Origin of the sequence: Kribbella sp. NBC_00382, assembly GCF_036067295.1 — a bacterium.
Classification (GTDB): domain Bacteria; phylum Actinomycetota; class Actinomycetes; order Propionibacteriales; family Kribbellaceae; genus Kribbella.
The window spans coordinates 1761870-1782688 of record NZ_CP107954.1 but is presented as its reverse complement, the minus strand read 5'-3'; the positions used below and the strand labels follow the sequence as shown (position 1 = coordinate 1782688).

Below are 20819 nucleotides of genomic sequence, written 5' to 3'. Positions count from 1 at the left end.
GGTGTGGTTGGCCTATGAAGAGAATCCTGACCATCCTGGCGGCGGTTGTCCCGCTGGCCGCGCTGATACCGCTGTCGAGCAGTTCGGCAGCGACCACGTCCACTGCCAGTGCTTGCTCCAACCTGTCCATCGCTGCGCCGCAGGGTGCGCATGTGGACTCGCTGACCTCTGTCGACCAGCCCGGCGGCACAGTGGTCATCCCGCCCAACCCGCCCTTCCCGAGTGGCCCGGTCACCGGCGTACCGGCGTACTGCGAGGTCACGGTCCAGCTCAGCCACCCGGGCGCGGGGGACCACGTCAAGACGGTGGTCTGGCTGCCCGCGACGGGCTGGAACGGCAGGTTCCAGGCGCTCGGCGGTAGCGCATACCAGGCCGGTGAGTTCGGCATCCCGTGGGTGAACGCGGTGAAGGCCGGGTACGCCGTTGCCTCCACCGACGCCGGCGTCGGCCCCTCCCCGTTCACCGCGGACGCCTGGGCGCTCAAGGACGGCAAGGTCAACCAGGCCCTGCTGCAGAACTTCGCCTCTCGCTCCCTGCACGACCTGGCCACCGTCGGCAAGGCCGTCACCAACCAGTACTACGGACGCGCCGCCGCCTACTCCTACTGGACCGGCTGTTCGACCGGTGGCCGTCAGGGCTACATCGAAGCGCAGCAGCACCCGAACGACTTCGACGGCATCCTCGCCCAGTCGCCCGCGGTCAACTGGGATCGCTGGGGTGTGGCCGCGGTCTGGCCGGCCGTGGTGATGAACCAGGAGCACACCTACCCGACCAAGTGCGTGTTCGACGAGTTCAACAACGCCGCGGTCAAGGCGTGTGACGCGAAGGACGGCGTGGTCAACGGCGTCATCGACCAGCCGCAGAAGTGCACGTGGGCGCCGGAGCGGCTGATCGGCAAGACGGTGCTCTGCGATGGCAAGCCGGTCAAGATCACGGCCGCGGACGCCCGGGTCGTGCGCAAGATCTGGGATGGGCCGCGCGGGCTCTGGTACGGGCTGACCCGCGGTTCGTCGTTCGACGGGCTGGCCGCTACGAAGGATGGGAAGGCGGCGCCGTTCGTAGTACCGGACAGTTGGGTGCGTGACTTCCTGAAGCTGGATCCGGCGTACGACACCAACAAGCTCACCTACAGCCAGTTCGCCAAGCTGTTCCGGCAGTCGCAGGCGCAGTACAACCAGGTCATCGGTAGCGACGCTCCGGACCTGTCGGCCTTCCGGCGCTCCGGTGGCAAGCTGCTGTCCTGGCACGGGCTGTCTGACCCGTTGATCCCGGCGCTGGGCACTGTCGACTACCGCAAGCGGGTAGAGCGCGAGCTGGGCGGCAGTACTCGGGTGAACGACTTCTACCGCCTCTTCCTGGCACCAGGGGCCGGCCACTGCGGCGACGGCATCACGCCGACCGATCCGCTCACCTCGCTGGTCAAGTGGGTCGAGCAGGGGCAGGCACCCGCGACCTTGCCGGCGGCAACCGCGGACGGCGCTGAGCACCGCGATCTGTGTGCTTACCCGAGCGTTTCGAAGTACCGGGGGCACGGAGATCCCAAGCAGGCGAGTAGCTACCGCTGTAGCTAGAAGATGTAGCTAGAAGAGGCTGACACCCAGAGCAAGGGTGATGAAGCGGGCGGCGCGGCCGGCCAGGACGGACAGGGTGAAGGTGACCACGCCCATCCGGCTCGCGCCCGCTATCAGCGCCACCCCGTACAGGGGTGGGATGCCGACCGAGGAGCTCAGCAAGGTGACCGGTATGCCCCAGCGCCGGTCACTGAGCGCGTCGAGCAGCCGCTTGCTGACATTGCGGTTCCACTGGACCAGCCGCCCGCGGCGAGTGGTGAGGTCGACCGGCTTGGGCTCCTTGCCCTTCTTGGCGGCGTAGCCCGGCCGGTACCGCACCGCCAGGAACATCGCCACCTTGCCGATCGTCTGCCCGATCGACACCCCGATCGCCGCCACCACCGGATCGAGCTTGCCGGAGGCACCGACCCCCAGCACGTAGACCTCGGCGTTCAGCACAGGGATGACGGCGGATCCGATCCCGAACCCGATCGCCAGCGCCAGTTGCCAGAGCCACATGGTCCCGAGGCTATGTCCCATCTGTGCCCCCGGCACGGGACTTAGCACCACCCTGCGCTGTCATCTACACCACAGCCGGTACTGCCGGCCGCCGCCCGCGCACGATGGCGACCAGCCGGCCCAGCGAGCCGACCTTGACGACCACGCCCGCCAGCGCCACGCCGTACGGGAGCCAGCCGATGCCGAGCCAGGAGTCGATCAGCAGCGACACCACGACGGCCGCCGTGTTCAGCGCCTTGGCGACCTTGGACCAGTTCCAGCGGAAGATCGTCCGGTCGATCCGGTAGAAGTAGTTCGGGCTGATGCAGCTGGGCCAGAGCAGGAAAGCCAGCGAGAGCATCGTGTCGAGCACCCCGAACTGGATCAGGAAGATCGCCAGCGGCCCGATCACGGCCGGGTAGGTGGCCATGAACGCGGCGGCCAGGAGGAAGCAGCAGGCCCGGTCGCAGACGATGTCGAAGACGGCGCCCGCGATCGTCTCCTCGTCCCGGTGCCGGGCGACCGCGCCGTCGGCGATATCGCCGATCCAGTACGCCGCGTAGCCGGTGACCAGCCAGGCCAGATCGCCGGTCCGGAACGCGATCGTCGCGATCAGCATCGCCAGTACGGTCCGGGCCAGCGTGATCCGGTTGGGCAGCCCGAGCAGCAGTCCGGGCTGGTGGAGAACCATCGGCGCGACGGCCATCACGCGGCCCGGAGGTTCTCGGGGGCGAGGGCGTCGTGCACCTGGTTGCGCAGCAGGAAACCGGCCAGCCGGGCACCGAGCAGACCCAGGCCCACTCCGACTACGGCGAGTACGAGACTGCTCAGGAACAGCGGCAGGAGCCCGAAGTCGCTCAAGGCGCTTCGGCCGGCGCCCAACCCGAGCAGGCATCCCAGGAAGAGACCGATCCCCAGGGCGGGGCACGCCGCGAGGGCCAGCTGCCGCTCGACCACGCGGCGCAGGAACCTGGCGTCGACGCCGAACGCGGTCAAGCAGGCCAACTGGCGTCGCTGGTCGACCAGTTGATCGGCGGCACCGACCAGCAAGGCGGCGATGGCCGTAGCCACGATCAGCAGCAGCCCGAGGATCCCGAAGGAGAGCCCGGTCAGGTGCATCGCTCTGTCGGCCGCCCCGACCGGGAGCTTCTCCATCGCGAGACCCAGCGTGCTGTTCACCAGGAAGCCGATCAGCAGTCCACAACAGGCGAGCAGAGCGCTCATCCGGCCGGTCGGCCGGGAGTCGGTGACCAGCCGGGCTCCGGTGAGCACGTTGACCGGAGCCCCGGAGCGGGTAAGCCGGTGCCCGATCCGGCGGGTCCAGCGCGGTGCCAGGACCAGGACGACGAACGGCATCGCGAGGAAGACGAACAGGTCACCGTCGCTCAGCGAGCTGAGGAGCAAGACGAAGCCCAGGACGACCGTTGCGACGGCGACGACGATGGCCGGCCTCCGGCCACCGAAGGCCGACACCGGTTCGTCTGGCCGGCGGTCGCTCGTCAGTGACCAGCCGAGGACGGCACCAGCCAGTGTGGTGACCAGTGTGCAGGCCAGCCAGGCTGGCAGGTCGGCGGCGTCGAGTCCGGGCAGCAACCGGCTCACCGGGGGGAGGACGCTCAGTAGTACCAGCGTCAGGAACAGGTAGATCGGTGCAGCCAGCAGTCCGCCAGTGAGGCCGGCCAGTGCAGCGTCCGCGGCGCTCAACTGCTTCAGCTGCCGAGCAGACCCACCAGCGAGCCGTACTGCGCTCAGCCGCCGCTCGCGAGCCGCGACACCGATCCGAAGAGCCTGAACAGCAAGACCTGCGGCTAGTGCAGCGAGCAGGACGAACACGGTGATGACGCCGGACCGAAGATCTTCCTCAGCCAGGTAGTTGCTGTAGTTGACCGTCGGCAGGTCGCCGGGTCCGAGCCGGCTGATCCGGAGCGCACCGATCAGTAGCGCCCCCGAGATGCCGACTGCCACGGTGGTGAGCCGGATCCGGCTGCGGTCGGCGGCAGTACGGGATCGGGAGAGGTGGATGGCGGTGGAGAGCTTCATGACAGCCTCACCTCGTGCTGGATCAGGCCGTCGCGCAGCCGGATCTCACGGTCGGCCACCGCGGCGATCACGTTGTCGTGGGTGACCATCACCAGCGCAGCACCCCGGTCACGGGTCGCCTTCAGCAGTACGTCGAGCAGCTCCTGCCCGGCCCGGCTGTCCAGGCTCCCGGTGGGCTCGTCGGCCAGTACGAGGGTCGGACCGGTGATCAACGCCCTGGCGACAGCAGCTCGCTGGGTCTGCCCGCCCGACAGCTCGGCCGGGGTCGCTGCTGCCTCGTCGGCGACACCCACCTTGTCCAGCCACTCGATGGCCGTCGCTCGGGCCTCCTGTCGGTCGTGGCCGTCCAGGAGTAGCGGCAGTGCGACGTTGTCGGCCAGGGACAGGTCAGGGACGAGCTGACCGAACTGCAGCACTACACCGACGTGGTTGCGCCGGTACTTGCTGCGCTCCTCCTCCGTCAGTGCAGACAGCTCCTGCCCGGCGATGGTGACCGTCCCGCTGTCGGGCTGGAGGATGCCGGCCGCGCAGTGCAGCAGGGTCGACTTGCCGCCGCCACTGGCGCCCGTGATCGCTACGACCTCGCCTGGCGCGACCGTGAGGGTGACGCCGCGCAGGGCGACGTTGCGGCGGTAGGTGTACTCGACGTCGCGCAGCTCCAGTGCAGTCATCGGCCTGTCTCCTTCTGCTCGGTGATGCGCTCCATGACGCTGTCGAGCCAGCGCAGGTCGGCGTCGAGGTGAGCCACCGTGTACTCGCGGACCAGCGGCGAGGTGGCGTCGTCCCCGGCCGGGGTGGCGTTGAGTTCGCGGATCCGGCGCAGGTGACTCGCCCGCTGCCTGGCCACGAACTCGGCGGCGTCCCCACCGGTCCGTACTGCGGCCACCAGCTTGCGGAGCATCTCGTCGGCGCTGCCCCAGGCGGGTGGCACCGGATCGAGCAGCCAGTCGTCGAGGTGCTTGCGGCCCTTGTCGGTGATCGCGTAGACGGTCCGCTCGGGCCCGCCCTCCGAGCCCTTGTCGACCACCTCGGCCAGCTCGTCGCGGGCCAGCCGGGCGAGCGTCGTATAGACCTGCCCGAACGCCAGCGGCCGGTTGTCCGGGAACCAGGCGTCGTGGCCGCGTTTCACGTCGTACCCGTGTGCCGGGCCATCGGCCAGCAGGCCCAGAACGAGCTCAGCGGTTGCCATGGGTACGACTATACACATGATGTATGTACTGAGTGAATAGTCGCCGATGCGGGCAGATCGGGTGGTGGTCGGTAGGATTCAGGCGTCATCCCCGGTCCGAACCAGGAGTTTCAGTGGCTCGCGTTGTCGTCGACGTCATGCTCAAGCCCGAGATCCTCGACCCGCAGGGCAAGGCGGTGCACGGCGCGTTCGGCCGGCTCGGCTTCGACGGCGTGGCCGATGTGCGTCAGGGCAAGCGCTTCGAGATCACCCTGGACGGTGAGGCGACCGAGGAACAGGTGGCCGAGATCCGCAAGGCGGCCGACACGCTGCTGGCCAACCCGGTGATCGAGGACTACACCCTCCACGTGGAAGCCACTCCGTCGGTTGAGGATGGCCAGTGAAGATCGGGGTCGTCACCTTCCCCGGCTCGCTCGACGATGCCGACGCGCGCCGCGCGGCAGCCGTCGCCGGTGCCGAGGCGGTCGCGCTCTGGCACGGTGACGCCGACCTGCACGGGGTCGACGCGGTCGTCCTGCCGGGCGGCTTCTCGTACGGCGACTACCTGCGGGCCGGTGCCATCTCCCGGTTCGCCCCGGTGATGGAGACCATCATCAAGAAGGCCGGCGAGGGAATGCCGGTACTCGGCATCTGCAACGGCTTCCAGGTGCTCTGCGAGTCGCATCTGCTGCCGGGCGCGCTGATCAAGAACGAGCGCCGCAAGTTCATCTGCAAGGACCAGCCGCTGCGGATCGAGAACAACCGCACCGCCTGGACCAGCGACTACGACGCGAACCACGAGATCACCATCGTGCTGAAGAACCAGGACGGTTCGTTCGTCGCCGACGAGCCGACGCTGGACCGGCTCGAGGGCGAGGGCCTGGTCGTCGCCCGCTACCTGGACGAGAACCCGAACGGCTCGTACCGCGACATCGCCGGGATCAGCAACGAGCGCGGCAACGTGGTCGGCCTGATGCCGCACCCCGAGCACTGCGTCGAGACCCTCACGGGCCCGAGCACCGACGGCCTCGGCTTCTTCACCTCGGTCCTGAAGGCCGTCGTCGCCTCCTGATGACGTCACGTGGGGTGCGGCGCCTCCTGCGCCGCACCCTGTTCCTAGCCGCAGTGGTCGCGGCCTGCGCCGGTACTACGTCCGCCGCGGCCGCCACACCAGCCACCCGGCCGCAGGCCGCGCAGGACCTGCTGGCGAAGGTGGTTGTGATCGGCGTGCCCGGGCTCAGCTGGAACGACGTGAAGGCGTCGCCTGAGCTGACCGCGCTGGTCGATCAGTCGCATGTCGGCTCGATCACCGTGAAGACCGCCGGGCCGCACACCTGCCCGGTCGACGGCTGGCTGACCATCAGCGCCGGCACCCGCGCCTGGGGAAGCGTCCCCGACGAGGCCTGTGGCGACCTGCCCGCTGTCACCGATGGCAAGGTCGCCAACTGGCAGACCTACATCAAACGCCAGGCCGACCATCACACTGGCGCGCCCCTCGGCCGCCTCGCTGAGAGCCGTGACCGCGTCTGTGGGTTCGGCCCCGGCGCCGCGATCGCCACCGCGCGCACCGACGGCACCGTCACCAACTGGCAGTCCGAGGTCGACCTGGCCAAGCTGGCCAGCACCCAATGCGGTGACGCGATCATCGACGCCGGCGCACTGCCGCTGCGTGAAGGTCGCGAAGAGGCCCGCAAGAAGATCGCCGACCTGGTCGCGCAGGCCCGCGCGGCCGACGGCTGGGTGCTGCTCGTCGGCATCAGCCAGGAGACGGCCAACGCGCACCAGGAGCCGCTGGTCGCGATGCAGCTCCCGCCGGACAACGGCCCGCGCTGGTTGACCAGCGACTCCACCCGCCGACCCGGCCTGATCCAGCTCACCGACGTGACCGCGACGATCCTCCGCGGCTCGGCGAAGGAGTTGGACCCGGCCGGAGCAGAGCAGCCCGGCCCGCTCGACGGCAACGAGATCGGCTTCGGCGGGGACCGGCACACCGATGCGGCCAAGGTGATCGAGGACCGGCTCGACACGAACGAGCGGTTCGAGCACCCGCGCCCAGTGCTGATCGCTGTCGCGATGACCTTGCTGGCGGCGCAGCTGATCGCGCTCGGCTGGTTCCTGGTCACCCGGAGCCGCCGAGCACGCAGTACGAGTGAATTCACCATGCTTGCCCAGGGCGGCTTCTTCATCGCGGTCTTCCTGTCCACCGCGACCGTCTGGTGGCGCTGGCCGTCCCCCGGACTTTCCCTGTACTTCGTTGTGCTGGCGATCAGCGCGGCCTTCGCAGGGATCGCGAGAGCCGTGCTGAAGCAATGGGCCGGGCTGGGCATCCTGCTGGCTGCGTACCTGATCCTGCTGGTCGACGGAGTGCTCGGGACGCCGCTGCAGTTCGGCAGCATGTTCGCCGACGGGCCGGTGATCGGCGGCCGCTTCTACGGCTTCGGCAACTCGACCTTCGCCACGCTGGCCGTCGCCGCAATCGTCATCGCCGGCTGGGCAGCGCAGCAGTTGCTCGAGAAGAGCCGCGTCCAGGCGGCGCTCGCAGTACTGGCGATCGGCGGGCTCGCGATCATCGTGGACGGCAAGCCCGGCTGGGGGACCGACTTCGGCGGCATCATCGCGCTGACCCCCGCAGTACTGCTGCTGGCCTGGCTGACCTGGCGCGGCAGCATCTCCTTCAAGGCGCTGGTCGGAGTCGGCGCCGCGGGAGCGGTCGCGGTCTCCGCTGTCGCCTTCCTCGACTACCTCCGGCCCGCGGACCAGCGCAGCCACTTCGGCACCTTCGTGGCCCGGCTGCTCGACGGAGACGTCGGCGACATCCTGATCCGCAAACTGCAGATGTCGCTGGGCTTCTTCCACACGCCCGCGGGCTGGTTCATGCTCGCCGGAGTCCTGCTGGCCATGTACGCGAGCGTCTGGCCGGATCGGGTTCCGTTTGAGCCGTACCGCCGCTTCTACGCCAGCCGGCCGATGGTCCGGCCGACTCTGCTGGCGCTGTCGACCTGTGGTCTGGTCGGCATGCTGCTGAACGACGCCGGGGTCGCCCTGCCCGCGATCATGACCGGCTTCACCCTGCCCTTGCTGGTGGCCCACTTGCTGGCCAGTAGCGTTGTACCCGAGTCCCACCTAGTTCAGGAGTCATCAAGTGTCGACCGACACCGTCAGTAACGCGACCAGTACGCCGGACGTGGAGCAGCCGTGGGCGGAGCTCGGGCTGAAGCCGGACGAGTACCAGCGGATCCGCGACATCCTGGACCGGCGGCCGACCAGCTGCGAGCTGGCGATGTACTCGGTGATGTGGAGCGAGCACTGCTCGTACAAGTCGTCCAAGGTGCACCTCAAGCGGTTCGGTGAGATCCCGCAGGAGACGCCGGCCGGCAAGATGCTCGCGGGCATCGGCGAGAACGCCGGCGTGATCGACATCGGCGAGGGCTACGCGGTCACCTTCAAGGTCGAGTCGCACAACCACCCGTCGTACGTCGAGCCGTACCAGGGCGCGGCGACCGGGGTCGGTGGCATCGTCCGCGACATCCTGGCGATGGGCGCCCGCCCGGTCGCGGTGATGGACCCGCTGCGGTTCGGTCCGCTGGACGCGCCGGACACCAAGCGCGTGCTGCCCGGCATCGTGTCCGGCGTCGGCGGCTACGGCAACAGCCTCGGCCTGCCGAACATCGGTGGCGAGGTCGTGTTCGACGCGACGTACCTGGGTAACCCGCTGGTCAACGCGCTCTGCGTCGGCGTCATGCGGCACGAGGACCTGCACCTGGCCAACGCGACCGGCGTCGGCAACCAGATCATCCTGTACGGCGCCAAGACCGGTGGTGACGGGATCGGCGGCGTCTCGGTGCTGGCGTCCGAGACCTTCGCGGATGGTGGGCCGACCAAGCGTCCCGCAGTACAGGTCGGCGACCCGTTCATGGAGAAGCTGCTGATCGAGTGCACGCTCGAGCTGTTCGCGGCCCGGATCGTCGAAGGCATCCAGGACCTCGGTGGCGCGGGGCTCTCGTGCGCGACCTCCGAGCTGGCCAGCGCGGGTGACGGCGGTATGCACGTCTCGCTCGACAAGGTGCCGCTGCGCGACGCTTCCCTTGCTCCGGAAGAGATTCTGATGAGCGAGTCGCAGGAGCGGATGATGGCGGTCGTCACGCCGGAGAACGTCGAGCAGTTCTTGAAGATCTGCGCGAAGTGGGATGTGCAGGCCGATGTGATCGGTGAGGTCACCGACACCGGACTGCTGCAGATCGACTGGCACGGCGAGCGCGTCGTCGACGTACCGCCGCGGACGGTCGCGCACGACGGCCCGGTCTACGAGCGCCCGTACGCCCGGCCGGCCTGGCAGGACGAGCTGCAGGCCGACGGCGCCGAGAAGTTGCCGCGGGCAACCACTGGCGCTGAGCTGCGGGACACGCTGCTCAAGCTGATCGCGTCGCCGAACCTGTGCGACAAGTCGTGGGTCACGGACCAGTACGACCGGTACGTGCTCGGCAACTCGGTGCTCGCGCAGCCCGAGGACAGCGGGATGATCCGGGTCGACGAGACGAGCGGCCTCGGCGTCGCGGTCTCCACCGACTGCAACGGCCGGTTCGCCAAGCTCGACCCGTACACGGGCGCCAAGCTCGCGCTGGCCGAGTCGTACCGGAACGTCGCCACGACCGGTGCTCGGCCGGCCGCGGTCACCGACTGCCTGAACTTCGGTTCGCCCGAGGACTCGGGTGTGATGTGGCAGTTCACCGAGGCCATCCGTGGCCTGGTCGACGGCTGCATCGAGCTGGGCATCCCGGTCACGGGCGGCAACGTGTCGTTCTACAACCAGACCGGCGAGACGCCAATCCTGCCGACGCCGGTGGTCGGCGTGCTCGGGGTCATCGACGACGTCACCCGCCGGACCCCGATCGGTTTCACCGCCGAGATGGAGGGCCACCAGCTCTACCTGCTCGGTGAGACCGAGGAGGAACTGTCGGGCTCGGAGTGGGCGCACGTCATCCACGGCCACCTCGGCGGACGTCCGCCGGCGGTCGACCTGGCTCACGAGCAGCAGCTCGCCGACATCCTGATCAACGCGTCCCGCGACGGTCTGATCGACGCGGCCCACGACGTCAGCGACGGCGGCGTCGCGCAGGTACTGGTCGAGTCCGCCCTCCGTGGTGGTGTCGGAGCCCGCGTCTGGGCGCCGGACGACCTGGACCCGTTCCTGTTCCTCTTCGCCGAGTCGGCCGGCCGCGCGGTCGTCGCCGTCCCGCGCACCGAAGAGGTCCGCTTCACCGACATGTGCACCGCCCGCCGCTTCCCCCACACCAAGATCGGCGTGGTGACCGGCGAGTCCCTCGACGTCCAGGACCAGTTCGAGGTCAGCCTCACCGACCTCCGCACCACGTGGAGCGCAACCCTGCCGAACGCTCTCGGCTGACGTGAGCCGAGAGCTGGAGTGGGAGGGCGCGGTCAACGCGCGTGATCTCGGCGGTCTGCCGGCTGGGTCGGGGACGATCCAGCCGGGCCGGGTCTACCGTTCCGCGCGACCTGACCTGCTGACCGACACCGGCTGGAAGCAACTGGCTGATGCGGGCGTCAGCACGGTGATCGACCTGCGGAACGACTACGAGCGGCTCGAAGTACGGGTGCTCGATGTCATTCACCACCATCCGGTCGAGGACCAGCAGGACTCCGAGTTCATGGCGGTGTGGGGCGACCGGCTGGACAGCCCGGCGTACTACTCCGAGGTGCTCCGGCGCTGGCCGGGCCTGGTCACCTCGGTATTCGCCCGGATCGCGGACGCCCCGGAAGGTGGCGTTCTCGTCCACTGCAAGGCCTGCCGGGACCGTACCGGCATGGTCATCGCGATGCTGCTCCAACTAGTCGGCACTCCGGTCGCCGACATCCTCGACGACTATGAGCTGGGCTTGCGGACGATCAACGCGTACTACGAGGCGACGCCGGCGGCAGGTGAGACGCCGCTCACCGCGGACGCGCTCGAGCAGCACTGCGCGGACAACTGCCTGGCGATGGTTGCGTTTCTTGGGTCGACCGATGTCGCCGGGTATCTCACCAACAGCGGCCTGACGTTCGAGCAGCTGGACCAGCTCAGGGACCGGCTGACTCGTCCCTGATCTCGCGCTCGTCCGGTTGGGTGTCGCCCTCATGGCTGGCACACTCGGGAGGAAGGAGTGGGGTGTGAGGATGACCGATCGGTACAAAGGCCGGCCGAAAGCTGATCTGGCCAACCTGGCCGGGATGGCCGCGGCCGCTGGGCAAGAGGCCCGTGCTGTCGCCGCGCGCCGCCGGATGCAACCACTCCGCCTGACCGACGAGGAGCGCCGCGTCGCCATCGACGAGCTCTCCGAGCAGTTCGCGATCGGCCGCCTCGACGAGGTCGAGCTGCATCGCCGCGTCGACATCGTGAACGAGTCCGTCACCCACGCCGACCTCCAACCGGCCTTCCACGGACTCCCACAACCAGTCCTCTACGCACCGAAACCACGCCAACCCGGCCGCTGGCGCTGGGCCGCCTTCGTCGGAGCGGTCTGGCTCGCCTTGCCGTTCTTCCTGACCGGCTTGGTCTTCCTGGTCTTCGGCCGCGAGATCGCCGCCGCCGTCTTCGGCGTACCGGCTCTGGCCTGGGTCGCCGTGATGTGGCGCTGGGCCAAGGCGCCCACCCGCAAGTCCCGCCGGACCTAGCGGCCCAGCGGGACAGTGTCGAGGTCTACTTCTCCGGCTCCGAACCGATCCAGAGCTCCACGACTCTGGGAGAGCGTGGCCAGACCTCGTGGACGTACCAGTCGCCCGGCGCCGGGTCGACGTCCTTGGCGGTGTTGACGCCGTCGACCATCTCGGTCTTCGAGTTGAGGTAGCCGCCGATGGTCACGCCGCGCGCCGCGATGAGCTTCTGCACCTCGGCCACGCGCTTGTTTTTGTACGACAAGCCGGCCAGCTCCTCGCCGGCGCGGTTGGCCTCGCCCGGCATGTACTGGTACTGCTCACCAGGCCTGGCGGCGCGCCCGAACATGATCTCCGCCCTGCCCTTGAACTTCTTGCCGACCTCCACTCCGTACTGGCAGCCGGGGTCGCTCTCGTTGAGCGTCGCGGGGCAGTTCTCACCTGGCTTGAGCAGGCCGAGCTTCGTCCCGTCGCTACCGCTGTAGTACTGGAAGGTCGCGTACTTGCCGACGGCCGACGGCGCGACCGGCACCATCATCACCTTGATGTTCAGCCCGAGCTTCTTGAACTGCTGGTTGTAGGCCTTCGGATCGGCGTTCTCGTCGATCACCCGGACGGTGAGCCACTCACCCTGGTCGGTGACGGACAGCGCCTGCGGCAGGTCCTGCCCGGGCCGATTGATGACGGTCGCGGCGACGACTCCGCCGATCAGCAGAGTGCAGGCGGCTGCCAGCAGGAGTCGCGGGCGGGCCGGCGTACGGCGAGCGGCCAGGCTCACGACCGTACCGGTGCTGTCCTGGCCGGGCGCTGTGATGCCGTCGGACAGTTCGGTCCACGCCGCGTCGCTGACCTCGGTGTGGGGGGTGGGGTTCAGGCCACGGGTCACCGCGTCGATGTCATGCGTCTTCATGGGAAGCCTCTTCTCTGAGCGTGGCCAGGGGGCGGTTGGCCAGTGGGGCGGTGAGCAACTTGGCGAACCGCTTCCGGGCGCGGTGCAGCCTGATCCGTACTGCGTTGCGGGTGATGCCGAGGGTGATCGCGATCTGGGCGGTGTCGAGCTCTTCCCACGCCACCAGGGACAGCAGTTCCCTGTCCTGCTCGGGCAGAGCGCGGAAGGCGACGGCTGCGGGGGAGTTGTCGGGCATGGTCGGCGCGGGCCCGTCGGCCTCGGTCAGCTCACTGCGGAGCCGGTCGGCCAAGGCATGCCGACGCCCCTGGCCCCGCCGGTGGTTGGCGAGCGCCCGCCGCGCTACGCCGTACAGCCAAGGCCTGGTCTCGTCACCGGCCGGTACGTCGTCCAGCCGGCGCCAGGCGACCAGGAACGTGTCGGCGAGCAGGTCGGCGGCGTCGTGCCGGTCGCCGGTCCGGCGGAGCAGGTACCCGAGTACCGCCTCCCGGTTGGCCGCGAAGAACTGTTCGAATCGCTCCTGCCGGCGGTCCCGCGGTACGTCGTCCACGCCCGCCTCGCTCACTGGCCCCGGCCGGGCCCTCGTCGGTGTCTGCGTCATGCCCCACACATGTCCGGCACCCTGTCCGCCCATTTCACCCCACCCGGATTGCAGCAACCGGCAGAGCTGTTCTCGACTGGATGACCGTCTGGGCTGGGAAACTACTGGCTGTGCGGGTCTGGGGTGGATCGGCGGATGCTGGGGGACGAATGGCCGAGGCGACCGAGTCTGAGTACCGACTGCTCAATGCGATGTCGGAGACGACGCAGTACTCGCTGGTGGAGCTGGTCGAGAGCTCCGGGGTCAAGCGGCAGCAGGTCGGGCGGCTGCTGGCGGAGCTCATCGCTGAGGGTTACGTCACGAAGTACGAGCAGGGTGGGCGCGCGGAGTACAGGCTGAGTCCGCACGGTGTCGGCAAGCGGACGATGATGCGCGGCCTCGCGAAGGACGGGCCGGTCGGCTGGGGCGACTTCCTGAAGGCGGCGTCGTCGGCTCACCACCAGGCGGGCATCGCCGCCACCCGCGAACAGATGGCCGAGGTGCCGCTCACAGACGACGATCGGGACCGCTGTGACGCCTCGCTGAGGCAGCAACACGAGCAGCGTCTCATCACCTCGGCCGAGTTGATGAGGCGACAACGCATGCTGGCGGCGGCGGTCACCCACGGACAGCTCCGGGAAGTCTTCGACGGGCTGCGGCCACCGCCCTTCTATGGCGAGGGCTTGCCGCCTGCGCAGCACCCGTTGCAGCAGGTCGGCTCCGCCATCCAGGCCGGTTCTCTGGCCCTGAGGCTCCTCTTCTGCCTCCCGTTCTTCCTTGCCGGCATCGGAATCCTGAAAGGCGCCTCGACCCCAGAGGAGTTCCTCGGCGCCGCGATGTTCCTCGGCGGCTCCATCTTCTTCGCCTACCCCGCCCTGAGAACGATCTTCAGCATGCTCCGCTCCTCACGAACCAGCAACCCACCTCGATGAGCCAGCAACCGAGGGGCGAGAGCGCTGCCAAGCCGGTGCGGCAGCCGGTGGCCCGGGTGCGGGCGGAACGGTTGCGGCTGACCGATCAGCAACGTTCGGACTGTTCGGCTGCGCTGGCTCAGCAGTACGCGGTCGGGCGGCTGACGATGGACGAGCTCATCACTCGTACCGATCTCTTGTACGTCGCTACCTCCCGCGCTGACCTGGCCGAGGTATTCGAAGGGCTGCCGGGGTTGGTGTTCGCCACCGCCAAGCTACCGATCGAGCCGCCACAAGCCTGGCGTTCGGTTGTACTCGGGCTGGCGGTCGGCGTAGCCGTGCCGTTCTTCCTGCTGGGCCTGCTGTATCTGCTGTTCCCCGATGGCCAGAGCGAGCTCAGGGGCGGCGCAATCGTCTGCGCCAGCGCGCTCCTCTGGAGCTCCTTGGCCTGGTTCTGGTGGTCGTCTCCCAACCGACGTACCCGACGCGCGCCTCGCAGGAGGCCGGTGTGAGCGCGGATCGGTACGCGGTGTTAGTGGTTCTCGAGGGGAGGGTGCTCACGCTTGAGCAGGTGGTGGTGGACGCGCTGGTCAGCGAGGAGGTGGCTGGGCGGTTGCTGGAGGAGTTGGTCCGCGATTCGCTGGTGAGCAGCGTGCGGTGGTTGAGCGGCGAATCGCAGTACGAGCTGACTCGCACGGGGCAAGGGGCGGCGCGGGCGCTCATCAAGGCGGCCGACTACTCAGGCGACAACCTGCACGAGCGGGTGAAGCAGGTCCGGCGGAGCATCGCGCCCGGTTCGCCACCACCGATGCGGCGCTCGCCTGGTGCTCGCCGACGCCTCCGGCAGCCGATCGGAAAAGTCCGGCGGGTGCAGCAGCCGGCCGGAAAGCTGCGGCCGTCAGGGCTCCGGCTGACCGGCCAGGACCGGTCGGTCCGCTCGGCCGCGCCAGCTGTCCCGGCAACACCCGGGTCGGCCGCGCCGGCTGTCCCGGCACCAGCTGGAACCCGCGACGGCTCGCCAGCGCCCCGGCGCTCGACGGCGCTTGGGCTCGTCGTCGCTGGGTTGTCGGCACCGATCTTCGTGAGCGGGCTGGCGTTCTTCCGCGGACCGTTCAACGTCGCCGACACCGTGTTCGGCTTGATCTTCACCATCAGCCCGCTGATCGGGACATACGTCACCTGGTCCAGGTCCCGCCGCCGATGACCCCCGAAGAGCAAGTGGTGCTGGTGGTGCTGGCCGCGGGGCTGACGACGCGTGATCGGCTGGCGTCGTGGCTGCAACTCCCCGAGCATCAGGCGGGCGAGCTCATCGACTCGATGATCCAGCGGTCGCTGGTGGCGAGGGTGCCAGGGGGTCGTGACAGACCGGAGTACGGGCTGACTGAGCTTGGTGTGGCAAGCGCACAGCCACTCACCGCGCAGTTCTCCCAAGAGTCGTCACTGTCGTTTCAGGTGGCGATGATCACCCCGTGGCGGCTCCGGCGGCGACCACGACAACCGGTACGCCGGCGCGCGAAGGCGCAGGTGGTTAATGGCTCTCACCAGGACCGGCGGAAGCTGCTGGCCGCGCTGCTCGACGGCTCCCGTACGCGGGCCGAGTTGGCCCTGGACCTGGGACTGTCCGGGCAGGCGACCGGGCGACTGCTGGATCAGGCGATCCGGGAGTCAATGGTCGCCAAGCTGACCAGGCCCGCCGACGGCCCGAGGTACTGCCTGACCGTGGCAGGCCGCAAGAAGCTGTTCGGAGTCAGCGAAGGCCTGCAAGAGCTGGCCCGCAAGCCGATGGCGCCGGAACCGGTCGCGCCGCTGCCGGATGAAGAGCCTCCAGCGATGGAGCCGGACGCGGAGGAGTTCGACAGGGTTCACATCACCCCGGCCGGATGGGTCTTCGCGGTAGTGGTGCTGGTGGTTCTGGTTGTGTCGGTGCTCAACCAGATCACATAACCTCCGAGCATGACCGTACTGCGTTCGATCGGGTTGTTCGGGTTGGCGGCGGTGGCTGAGATCGGTGGGGCGTGGCTTGTCTGGCAAGGGGTTCGGGAGCATCGGGGAGTGGTGTGGGTGCTCGGTGGGATGGTTGCCTTGGGCGCCTATGGGTTCGTGGCGACGTTGCAGCCCGATGCGAACTTCGGGCGGATTCTGGCGGCGTACGGCGGGGTCTTCGTGGCCGGGTCGCTTGCCTGGGGCATGGTGCTCGACGGGTTCCGGCCGGATCGTTGGGATGTGGCCGGCGCGGCTGTCTGTCTCGCCGGGGTAGGGCTGATCATGTACGCGCCCCGCGGCTGAAATAGCCTGGGCCCGTGGAGCCGCTGCAACGACTTGCCGTGCCCGCGGACGCGCCTGCCATCACGGAGTTGATGCAGGCCTCCGTGCGCAGCCTCTTCCCGGCGTACTACGACGACGTACAGGTCGCGAGTGCCGAGGTACACATCGCAGGGCTTGACCTCGCGCTGATCGAGGACGGCACGTACTACGTCCACGAGGCCAACGGCGAGATCGTCGCCTGCGGTGGCTGGAGCCGGCGCAACAAACTCTTCAACGGTTCGGCAGCCGGCGCCGACGACCGGCTGCTCGACCCCGCCACCGAGCCGGCCAGGATCCGTGCGATGTTCGTCCGCGGCGACTGGACCCGGCGCGGGCTCGGCCGGGCGATCCTGACCGCCTGCGTTGACGCTGCACGCACCGCCGGCTTCACCCAGTTGGCGTTGATGTCGACGCTGCCCGGAGTACCGCTGTACAAGTCGTTCGGCTTCACCGAGATCGAGGCCGCCGAGCTGACGATGCCCGACGGCGTCGTGCTGGGCGGGGTCGCGATGGAACGCCCAATTGATCAATTTGGAGACAAACGATGACCGCAGGCACCACCGTCCAGGCCCCCGACGGTACCGAGGTCACCCTCGGCGAGATCGGTACCCGGGTACTGCTGGAGAACACCCGCGTCCGTGTCTGGGAGGTCTCCCTCGCGCCGGGTGAGGCCCAGGCCTGGCATCTCCACCACAACCCGTACGTCGTCCTGTGCCTGGCGACCTCGCCCTGCCACATGGACTGGCTCGACGGCAGCGCGGCCCGCGAACTCAGCGAGACCATCGGCGGCTCGGTCTACCGCCCGGTGTCCCCGGTCCACATGCTCACCAACGACGGCGATTCCCCGTACCTCAACCGCCTGATCGAACTCCTCGACCTCGGCGAGGAAGCCTCCGGCGAGCCGTACGCACCAGGCGAGGGCGTCGGCCGGTTCTCCGAAGTCGGCGAGATCCCCGCCAAGGTGGTCGTCGACGACACCGACGTACAGGTCATCCACGTCACTCCCGACGCCGGCGAGACCTACACCTGGAACACCGGCGCACACCCGACCCTGATCGTCGACCTGGACCTGGAGAGCCCGGACGTCACCTACCTCCAGCCCGGCGACGCCTACGCCCTCCCGCCGAAGGAGTCCCGCACCAACGGCTTCAACGTCGTGGAGCTCCGCTACTACAGCTGAGCTCGCACAGCGGTCGCACTGGGCATCGCGAGGGATGCGGCGGCATGCGTCGCAGCCTCGGCCAGGTCGGTCTGCCGCAAACGCGCCTTGATCACCGGTACCTGCGGACCGACAGCGCTCAGCTCGTGAACTCCAAGCCCGGCGAGCAGTACAGCCGCATCCGGATCGCTGGCCAGATCACCGCAGACGGCCACCTCGACGCCGTCCGGCACTCCGCGTACGACGCGGTCGATCAGCTGCAGCACCGCCGGATCCAACCCGTCCGCGAGCCCGGCGACCGCGCTGTTCCCGCGATCGGTCGCTGTCGTGTACTGCGTGAGGTCGTTGCTCCCGATGCTGACGAAGTCGAGCCCGGCGGCCAGCGTGGTGATCCGCAAGGCCGCAGCCGGCACCTCGATCATGATGCCGACCTTCAAACCCTCGGGCGGCTTCAGTGCAGCCAGTTCCGCGCGCGCCCACGCGACCTCCTCGGCCGTCGTGACCATCGGGAACATCACTTGGACCGGCGTCTCGGCCGCCACCCGGCAGATCGCCGTCAACTGGTCGCGCAGCAGCTCGGGCCGCCGGCGGAACACCCGGATCCCACGCTCACCCAGGAACGGATTCGCCTCCCGCTCCTGCGGCAGGAACGCGAGCGGCTTGTCGCCTCCGATATCCCAGGTCCGGATCGTGATCGACTTCCCGTGAAGGGCAGCCGCAATCGCACGGAACACCTCCACCTGCTCCTCAACGGTCGGCGCAACCCGCCGCTCACCGAACAGCACCTCGGTCCGCACCAACCCAGACCCGTCAGCACCCCGCGCATCCGCCGCATCCTGCACCGACCCGACGTTCGCAAACACCGCGATCGTCGTCCCATCCAACGTCACCGCAGGCCGCTCAGCCTCCGCCAGCGCCGCTTCCCGCTCACCCGCCCGCCCCCGTACGACGGCCCGCAACCGCTCCCCACCATCCGCCGGCCCGACAACGAACTCGTGCGCCCGAGCATCGAACCCCACCACCGCCCCGGCCGGCACCACCACGTCCCCGATCCCAGTAATCACCGGAATCCCCCGCGACCGAGCCACGATCACCCCATGCCCCGTCGTACCAGCAGCCCGGACTGCGATCCCAACAATCCGCTCAGCATCAACCCCAGCAGCCGTCGCCGCGTCAAGCTCCCGTACGACGAGCACTCCAGCGGCCGCATGGTCCCCTCCGCCAGGACCGCCGCCCGCCGCAAGGTCGCCCCCAGCTGCGGTTCCGACCAGCGCGCGTAGTACCCGATCGCGCACGCTTCGGACGTCCTGGGCGCGCTCACGCTGGTACGGATCGTCAAGCCCCTCGAAGTCTGCCGCGACCGCGTCCAACGCCGCCTTCCACGCGTCCGGCGCGCTCTTGTCCTCGCCTTGCGTGATCGCCCGGAAGACCGCATCCTGCACCATCACATCGCCGAGCAAAGCCAACTGCGCATCGAAGATCGACGCCTCCGCAGCCCCGACCGTCTTCGCCGTCTCATCCCGCAGCGCCGTCAACTGCTCCTCAGCGACCCGCATCCCATCCTTCGCCCGCTGCCGCTCAACATCGACATCACCAGCCTGGTACCCGCTCAAGTCAACGTCTTGATCAGCCACGATCGCCGGCCCGACCGCCACATCCAAACCTGACCCGCTGCGGCCGGCCCGTACTGGAGTCGCGTCGGCCGTACCCGCCTCCGACGGCAAGTCATCAAACCCGCGATCCGCCAACGCGCTGAGCGTCGCCACCGCCACATCCGCCTCAGGCCCGCTCGCACTGATCCGCAACCGATGCCCCTGCTGGGCATTCAGCGTCGCCACCATGCTCAAGCTGCCCGCGTCGACCGGCCCTTTCCCAGTCGTCAGATTGGTCAGCGTCACCTTCGCATCGAACCGCTGAGCAACCCCAACAACCTTCGCCGCCGGCCGCGCATGCAACCCGTGTTCGTTGCTCACGACAACTTCCGTGGAACTGTCGCCCTCAGCAACCACCGGCTCAACGGCAACAGCATCACCAAGGTGATCCTGCTTCCCAGCCAACCCGCGCGAAGCCTCAGCCAGCACCGCATCCAGCGTCGCCCCGGTCGACGCCGTCACCACGGCCGCCACAAGCCCTTCCACCAAAGGCGCGCTGGACAATTTCACCCGCTCAGCAACCTCAGGATCCACAAACTCCAACGCCAGCTCAGCACTCATCACCGCACTGCCCAGATCAAGCAGAACTAGTACGCCATCAGCACTGTCCGCAACCGAGATCGCCTCAGCAACCGCCGCCGCATCCGTCCCGAACGTCGTCTCGTCCAGCCCAGCCGCCACCGCGATCACCGGCCGGTCGCCCTCGGCAACCATCTCCGAAGCCAACCCGACCGCCGCATCCGCCAACGCCCGGCTGTGCGAAACAACCACGATCCCGATCATGCAAGTGTGCGAGCAGCCGACTCCAGCAACAACGTCGTACTGGTCGCCCCCGGATCCTGATGCCCCGCGCTACGCTCACCGAGATAGCTAGCCCGCCCCTTGCGCGCCACCAACGGAGTAGTCGCGTCCCGCCCCTTCGCAGCCGCCTCAGCCGCCGCCGTGAGCGCCCCGCCAAGATCCGCCCCGCCGGCAACCGCGGAGTCGTACGCCTCCAGCGCCGGCGCCCAAGCGTCGTACATGGTCTTGTCGCCCAACTCCGCCTTGCCCCGGGCAAGAATCCCGCCAACACCGGCCTTCAAAGCGTCACCAACACTCGCAGGCGTGATCTCAGCACCAGCCAACGCCGCCCCGAAACGCAAGAAGAACGTCCCGTACAACGGCCCGCTAGCCCCGCCGACCTTGCTGACGAGCGTCATCCCCGCCTTCTTCATCAGCTCATCAACTGAAGAGAAGCTGCTCTCGTCCAACACCGCGACCACGGCAGCGAACCCACGATCCATGTTGCTCCCGTGGTCCGCATCCCCGATCGCCGAATCCAACTCGGTCAGATACGCCGCGTTCTCATGAAACACACCCGATGCCTCACGCAACCAATTCGCGAAGTTCTCCACTCCCATGC

Annotated in this window: 23 protein-coding genes and 1 pseudogene; 14 read left to right on the top strand and 10 right to left on the bottom strand. The window is 68.6% G+C overall.

Annotated features, from left to right (window positions below; translation table 11 throughout):
• Window positions 1–14 precede the first annotated feature (14 nt).
• Window positions 15–1571, top strand: coding sequence for a tannase/feruloyl esterase family alpha/beta hydrolase (locus OHA70_RS08910; RefSeq protein ID WP_328330495.1), 1557 nt, complete (start codon window positions 15–17; stop codon window positions 1569–1571).
• 9 nt (window positions 1572–1580) lie between these two features.
• Here the strand turns inward: OHA70_RS08910 and OHA70_RS08905 are convergent, their stop codons facing one another.
• From OHA70_RS08905 to OHA70_RS08885, 5 genes are all read right to left on the bottom strand, one after another.
• Window positions 1581–2069 (bottom strand): hypothetical protein, encoded by a 489-nt coding sequence (locus OHA70_RS08905; RefSeq protein ID WP_328330493.1) that lies wholly within the window; start codon window positions 2067–2069, stop codon window positions 1581–1583.
• Window positions 2070–2133: 64 nt separating this feature from the next.
• Window positions 2134–2739, bottom strand: a complete 606-nt coding sequence (locus OHA70_RS08900) for a CDP-alcohol phosphatidyltransferase family protein (protein ID WP_328330491.1) — start codon at window positions 2737–2739, stop codon at window positions 2134–2136.
• A gap of 14 nt (window positions 2740–2753) precedes the next feature.
• The gene (locus OHA70_RS08895) at window positions 2754–4088 is read right to left on the bottom strand and encodes a hypothetical protein (protein ID WP_328330489.1); all 1335 of its coding nucleotides are present in this window, start codon (window positions 4086–4088) and stop codon (window positions 2754–2756) included.
• Window positions 4085–4759 (bottom strand): ABC transporter ATP-binding protein, encoded by a 675-nt coding sequence (locus tag OHA70_RS08890; protein ID WP_328330487.1) that lies wholly within the window; start codon window positions 4757–4759, stop codon window positions 4085–4087. The genes OHA70_RS08895 and OHA70_RS08890 overlap by 4 nt, the downstream gene beginning before the upstream one ends.
• Complete coding sequence (locus OHA70_RS08885) at window positions 4756–5277, bottom strand: PadR family transcriptional regulator (protein WP_328330486.1); 522 nt, start codon at window positions 5275–5277, stop codon at window positions 4756–4758. Before OHA70_RS08885 ends, OHA70_RS08890 begins: the two co-directional genes overlap by 4 nt.
• 113 nt (window positions 5278–5390) lie before the next feature.
• Between OHA70_RS08885 and purS the strand changes: the two genes are divergently transcribed.
• From purS to OHA70_RS08855, 6 genes are all read left to right on the top strand, one after another.
• On the top strand, window positions 5391–5660 hold the full coding sequence (purS, locus tag OHA70_RS08880) for a phosphoribosylformylglycinamidine synthase subunit PurS (protein WP_328330485.1): 270 nt from the start codon (window positions 5391–5393) through the stop codon (window positions 5658–5660).
• Entirely contained in the window at window positions 5657–6328 is a 672-nt protein-coding gene (gene purQ / locus OHA70_RS08875; RefSeq protein ID WP_328330482.1) for a phosphoribosylformylglycinamidine synthase subunit PurQ, read from the top strand. Before purS ends, purQ begins: the two co-directional genes overlap by 4 nt.
• Complete coding sequence (locus OHA70_RS08870; protein WP_328330480.1) at window positions 6328–8421, top strand: hypothetical protein; 2094 nt, start codon at window positions 6328–6330, stop codon at window positions 8419–8421. Before purQ ends, OHA70_RS08870 begins: the two co-directional genes overlap by 1 nt.
• Window positions 8399–10660: a phosphoribosylformylglycinamidine synthase subunit PurL gene (gene purL, locus OHA70_RS08865; RefSeq protein ID WP_328330478.1), complete on the top strand. Its 2262-nt coding sequence runs from the start codon at window positions 8399–8401 to the stop codon at window positions 10658–10660. Before OHA70_RS08870 ends, purL begins: the two co-directional genes overlap by 23 nt.
• Before the next feature lies 1 nt (window position 10661).
• Complete coding sequence (locus tag OHA70_RS08860; RefSeq protein WP_328330476.1) at window positions 10662–11357, top strand: tyrosine-protein phosphatase; 696 nt, start codon at window positions 10662–10664, stop codon at window positions 11355–11357.
• 70 nt (window positions 11358–11427) lie between these two features.
• Window positions 11428–11925, top strand: a complete 498-nt coding sequence (locus tag OHA70_RS08855; RefSeq protein WP_328330474.1) for a DUF1707 SHOCT-like domain-containing protein — start codon at window positions 11428–11430, stop codon at window positions 11923–11925.
• Between the two features lie 25 nt (window positions 11926–11950).
• On the opposite strand, the gene OHA70_RS08850 is transcribed toward OHA70_RS08855, so the two are convergent.
• Together OHA70_RS08850 and OHA70_RS08845 are read right to left on the bottom strand one after the other, a co-directional pair.
• A complete protein-coding gene (locus OHA70_RS08850) occupies window positions 11951–12814 on the bottom strand; it encodes a hypothetical protein (protein WP_328330472.1) in 864 nt (287 codons plus the stop codon).
• Window positions 12801–13412, bottom strand: coding sequence for an RNA polymerase sigma factor (locus tag OHA70_RS08845; RefSeq protein WP_328330470.1), 612 nt, complete (start codon window positions 13410–13412; stop codon window positions 12801–12803). The genes OHA70_RS08850 and OHA70_RS08845 overlap by 14 nt, the downstream gene beginning before the upstream one ends.
• Window positions 13413–13492: 80 nt before the next feature.
• Here OHA70_RS08845 and OHA70_RS08840 point away from each other — a divergent pair, with 80 nt between their 5' ends.
• From OHA70_RS08840 to OHA70_RS08810, 7 genes are read left to right on the top strand one after another with little or no spacing between them, the layout of a single operon-like run.
• A complete protein-coding gene (locus tag OHA70_RS08840; RefSeq protein ID WP_328330469.1) occupies window positions 13493–14323 on the top strand; it encodes a hypothetical protein in 831 nt (276 codons plus the stop codon).
• Entirely contained in the window at window positions 14320–14814 is a 495-nt protein-coding gene (locus tag OHA70_RS08835) for a DUF1707 SHOCT-like domain-containing protein (protein WP_328330466.1), read from the top strand. The genes OHA70_RS08840 and OHA70_RS08835 overlap by 4 nt, the downstream gene beginning before the upstream one ends.
• Window positions 14811–15506, top strand: coding sequence for a hypothetical protein (locus OHA70_RS08830; protein WP_328330465.1), 696 nt, complete (start codon window positions 14811–14813; stop codon window positions 15504–15506). Before OHA70_RS08835 ends, OHA70_RS08830 begins: the two co-directional genes overlap by 4 nt.
• Window positions 15503–16246, top strand: a complete 744-nt coding sequence (locus tag OHA70_RS08825) for a hypothetical protein (protein ID WP_328330463.1) — start codon at window positions 15503–15505, stop codon at window positions 16244–16246. Before OHA70_RS08830 ends, OHA70_RS08825 begins: the two co-directional genes overlap by 4 nt.
• Window positions 16247–16255: 9 nt before the next feature.
• The gene (locus OHA70_RS08820) at window positions 16256–16588 is read left to right on the top strand and encodes a YnfA family protein (RefSeq protein ID WP_328330461.1); all 333 of its coding nucleotides are present in this window, start codon (window positions 16256–16258) and stop codon (window positions 16586–16588) included.
• A gap of 14 nt (window positions 16589–16602) precedes the next feature.
• Complete coding sequence (locus tag OHA70_RS08815; RefSeq protein ID WP_328330459.1) at window positions 16603–17154, top strand: GNAT family N-acetyltransferase; 552 nt, start codon at window positions 16603–16605, stop codon at window positions 17152–17154.
• Window positions 17151–17786: a hypothetical protein gene (locus tag OHA70_RS08810; protein ID WP_328330457.1), complete on the top strand. Its 636-nt coding sequence runs from the start codon at window positions 17151–17153 to the stop codon at window positions 17784–17786. The genes OHA70_RS08815 and OHA70_RS08810 overlap by 4 nt, the downstream gene beginning before the upstream one ends.
• On the opposite strand, the gene ptsP is transcribed toward OHA70_RS08810, so the two are convergent.
• The 3 genes and pseudogenes from ptsP to dhaL form a co-directional block, all read right to left on the bottom strand.
• Entirely contained in the window at window positions 17777–19774 is a 1998-nt protein-coding gene (gene ptsP / locus OHA70_RS08805; RefSeq protein WP_328335065.1) for a phosphoenolpyruvate--protein phosphotransferase, read from the bottom strand. The two genes, OHA70_RS08810 and ptsP, sit on opposite strands and share 10 nt — an antisense overlap.
• A 15-nt stretch (window positions 19775–19789) precedes the next feature.
• Window positions 19790–20200, bottom strand: a pseudogene (dhaM, locus tag OHA70_RS08800) (dihydroxyacetone kinase phosphoryl donor subunit DhaM); the annotation flags it as partial.
• A complete protein-coding gene (dhaL, locus tag OHA70_RS08795) occupies window positions 20197–20817 on the bottom strand; it encodes a dihydroxyacetone kinase subunit DhaL (RefSeq protein WP_328335063.1) in 621 nt (206 codons plus the stop codon). The gene dhaL and the pseudogene dhaM, both read right to left, overlap by 4 nt.
• Between the last annotated feature and the right edge of the window lie 2 nt (window positions 20818–20819).

What these genes read in the sequence shown, in the direction of transcription:
- OHA70_RS08910 (WP_328330495.1), top strand. Translation starts at nt 15, where the DNA reads ATGAAGAGAATCCTGACCATCCTGGCGGCGGTTGTCCCGCTGGCCGCG.
- OHA70_RS08905 (WP_328330493.1), bottom strand. Translation starts at nt 2,069, where the DNA reads ATGTGGCTCTGGCAACTGGCGCTGGCGATCGGGTTCGGGATCGGATCC.
- OHA70_RS08900 (WP_328330491.1), bottom strand. Translation starts at nt 2,739, where the DNA reads ATGGTTCTCCACCAGCCCGGACTGCTGCTCGGGCTGCCCAACCGGATC.
- OHA70_RS08895 (WP_328330489.1), bottom strand. Translation starts at nt 4,088, where the DNA reads ATGAAGCTCTCCACCGCCATCCACCTCTCCCGATCCCGTACTGCCGCC.
- OHA70_RS08890 (WP_328330487.1), bottom strand. Translation starts at nt 4,759, where the DNA reads ATGACTGCACTGGAGCTGCGCGACGTCGAGTACACCTACCGCCGCAAC.
- OHA70_RS08885 (WP_328330486.1), bottom strand. Translation starts at nt 5,277, where the DNA reads ATGGCAACCGCTGAGCTCGTTCTGGGCCTGCTGGCCGATGGCCCGGCA.
- OHA70_RS08870 (WP_328330480.1), top strand. Translation starts at nt 6,328, where the DNA reads ATGACGTCACGTGGGGTGCGGCGCCTCCTGCGCCGCACCCTGTTCCTA.
- OHA70_RS08855 (WP_328330474.1), top strand. Translation starts at nt 11,428, where the DNA reads ATGACCGATCGGTACAAAGGCCGGCCGAAAGCTGATCTGGCCAACCTG.
- OHA70_RS08850 (WP_328330472.1), bottom strand. Translation starts at nt 12,814, where the DNA reads ATGAAGACGCATGACATCGACGCGGTGACCCGTGGCCTGAACCCCACC.
- OHA70_RS08845 (WP_328330470.1), bottom strand. Translation starts at nt 13,412, where the DNA reads ATGACGCAGACACCGACGAGGGCCCGGCCGGGGCCAGTGAGCGAGGCG.
- OHA70_RS08840 (WP_328330469.1), top strand. Translation starts at nt 13,493, where the DNA reads ATGACCGTCTGGGCTGGGAAACTACTGGCTGTGCGGGTCTGGGGTGGA.
- OHA70_RS08835 (WP_328330466.1), top strand. Translation starts at nt 14,320, where the DNA reads ATGAGCCAGCAACCGAGGGGCGAGAGCGCTGCCAAGCCGGTGCGGCAG.
- OHA70_RS08825 (WP_328330463.1), top strand. Translation starts at nt 15,503, where the DNA reads ATGACCCCCGAAGAGCAAGTGGTGCTGGTGGTGCTGGCCGCGGGGCTG.
- OHA70_RS08820 (WP_328330461.1), top strand. Translation starts at nt 16,256, where the DNA reads ATGACCGTACTGCGTTCGATCGGGTTGTTCGGGTTGGCGGCGGTGGCT.
- OHA70_RS08810 (WP_328330457.1), top strand. Translation starts at nt 17,151, where the DNA reads ATGACCGCAGGCACCACCGTCCAGGCCCCCGACGGTACCGAGGTCACC.
- dhaL (WP_328335063.1), bottom strand. Translation starts at nt 20,817, where the DNA reads ATGGGAGTGGAGAACTTCGCGAATTGGTTGCGTGAGGCATCGGGTGTG.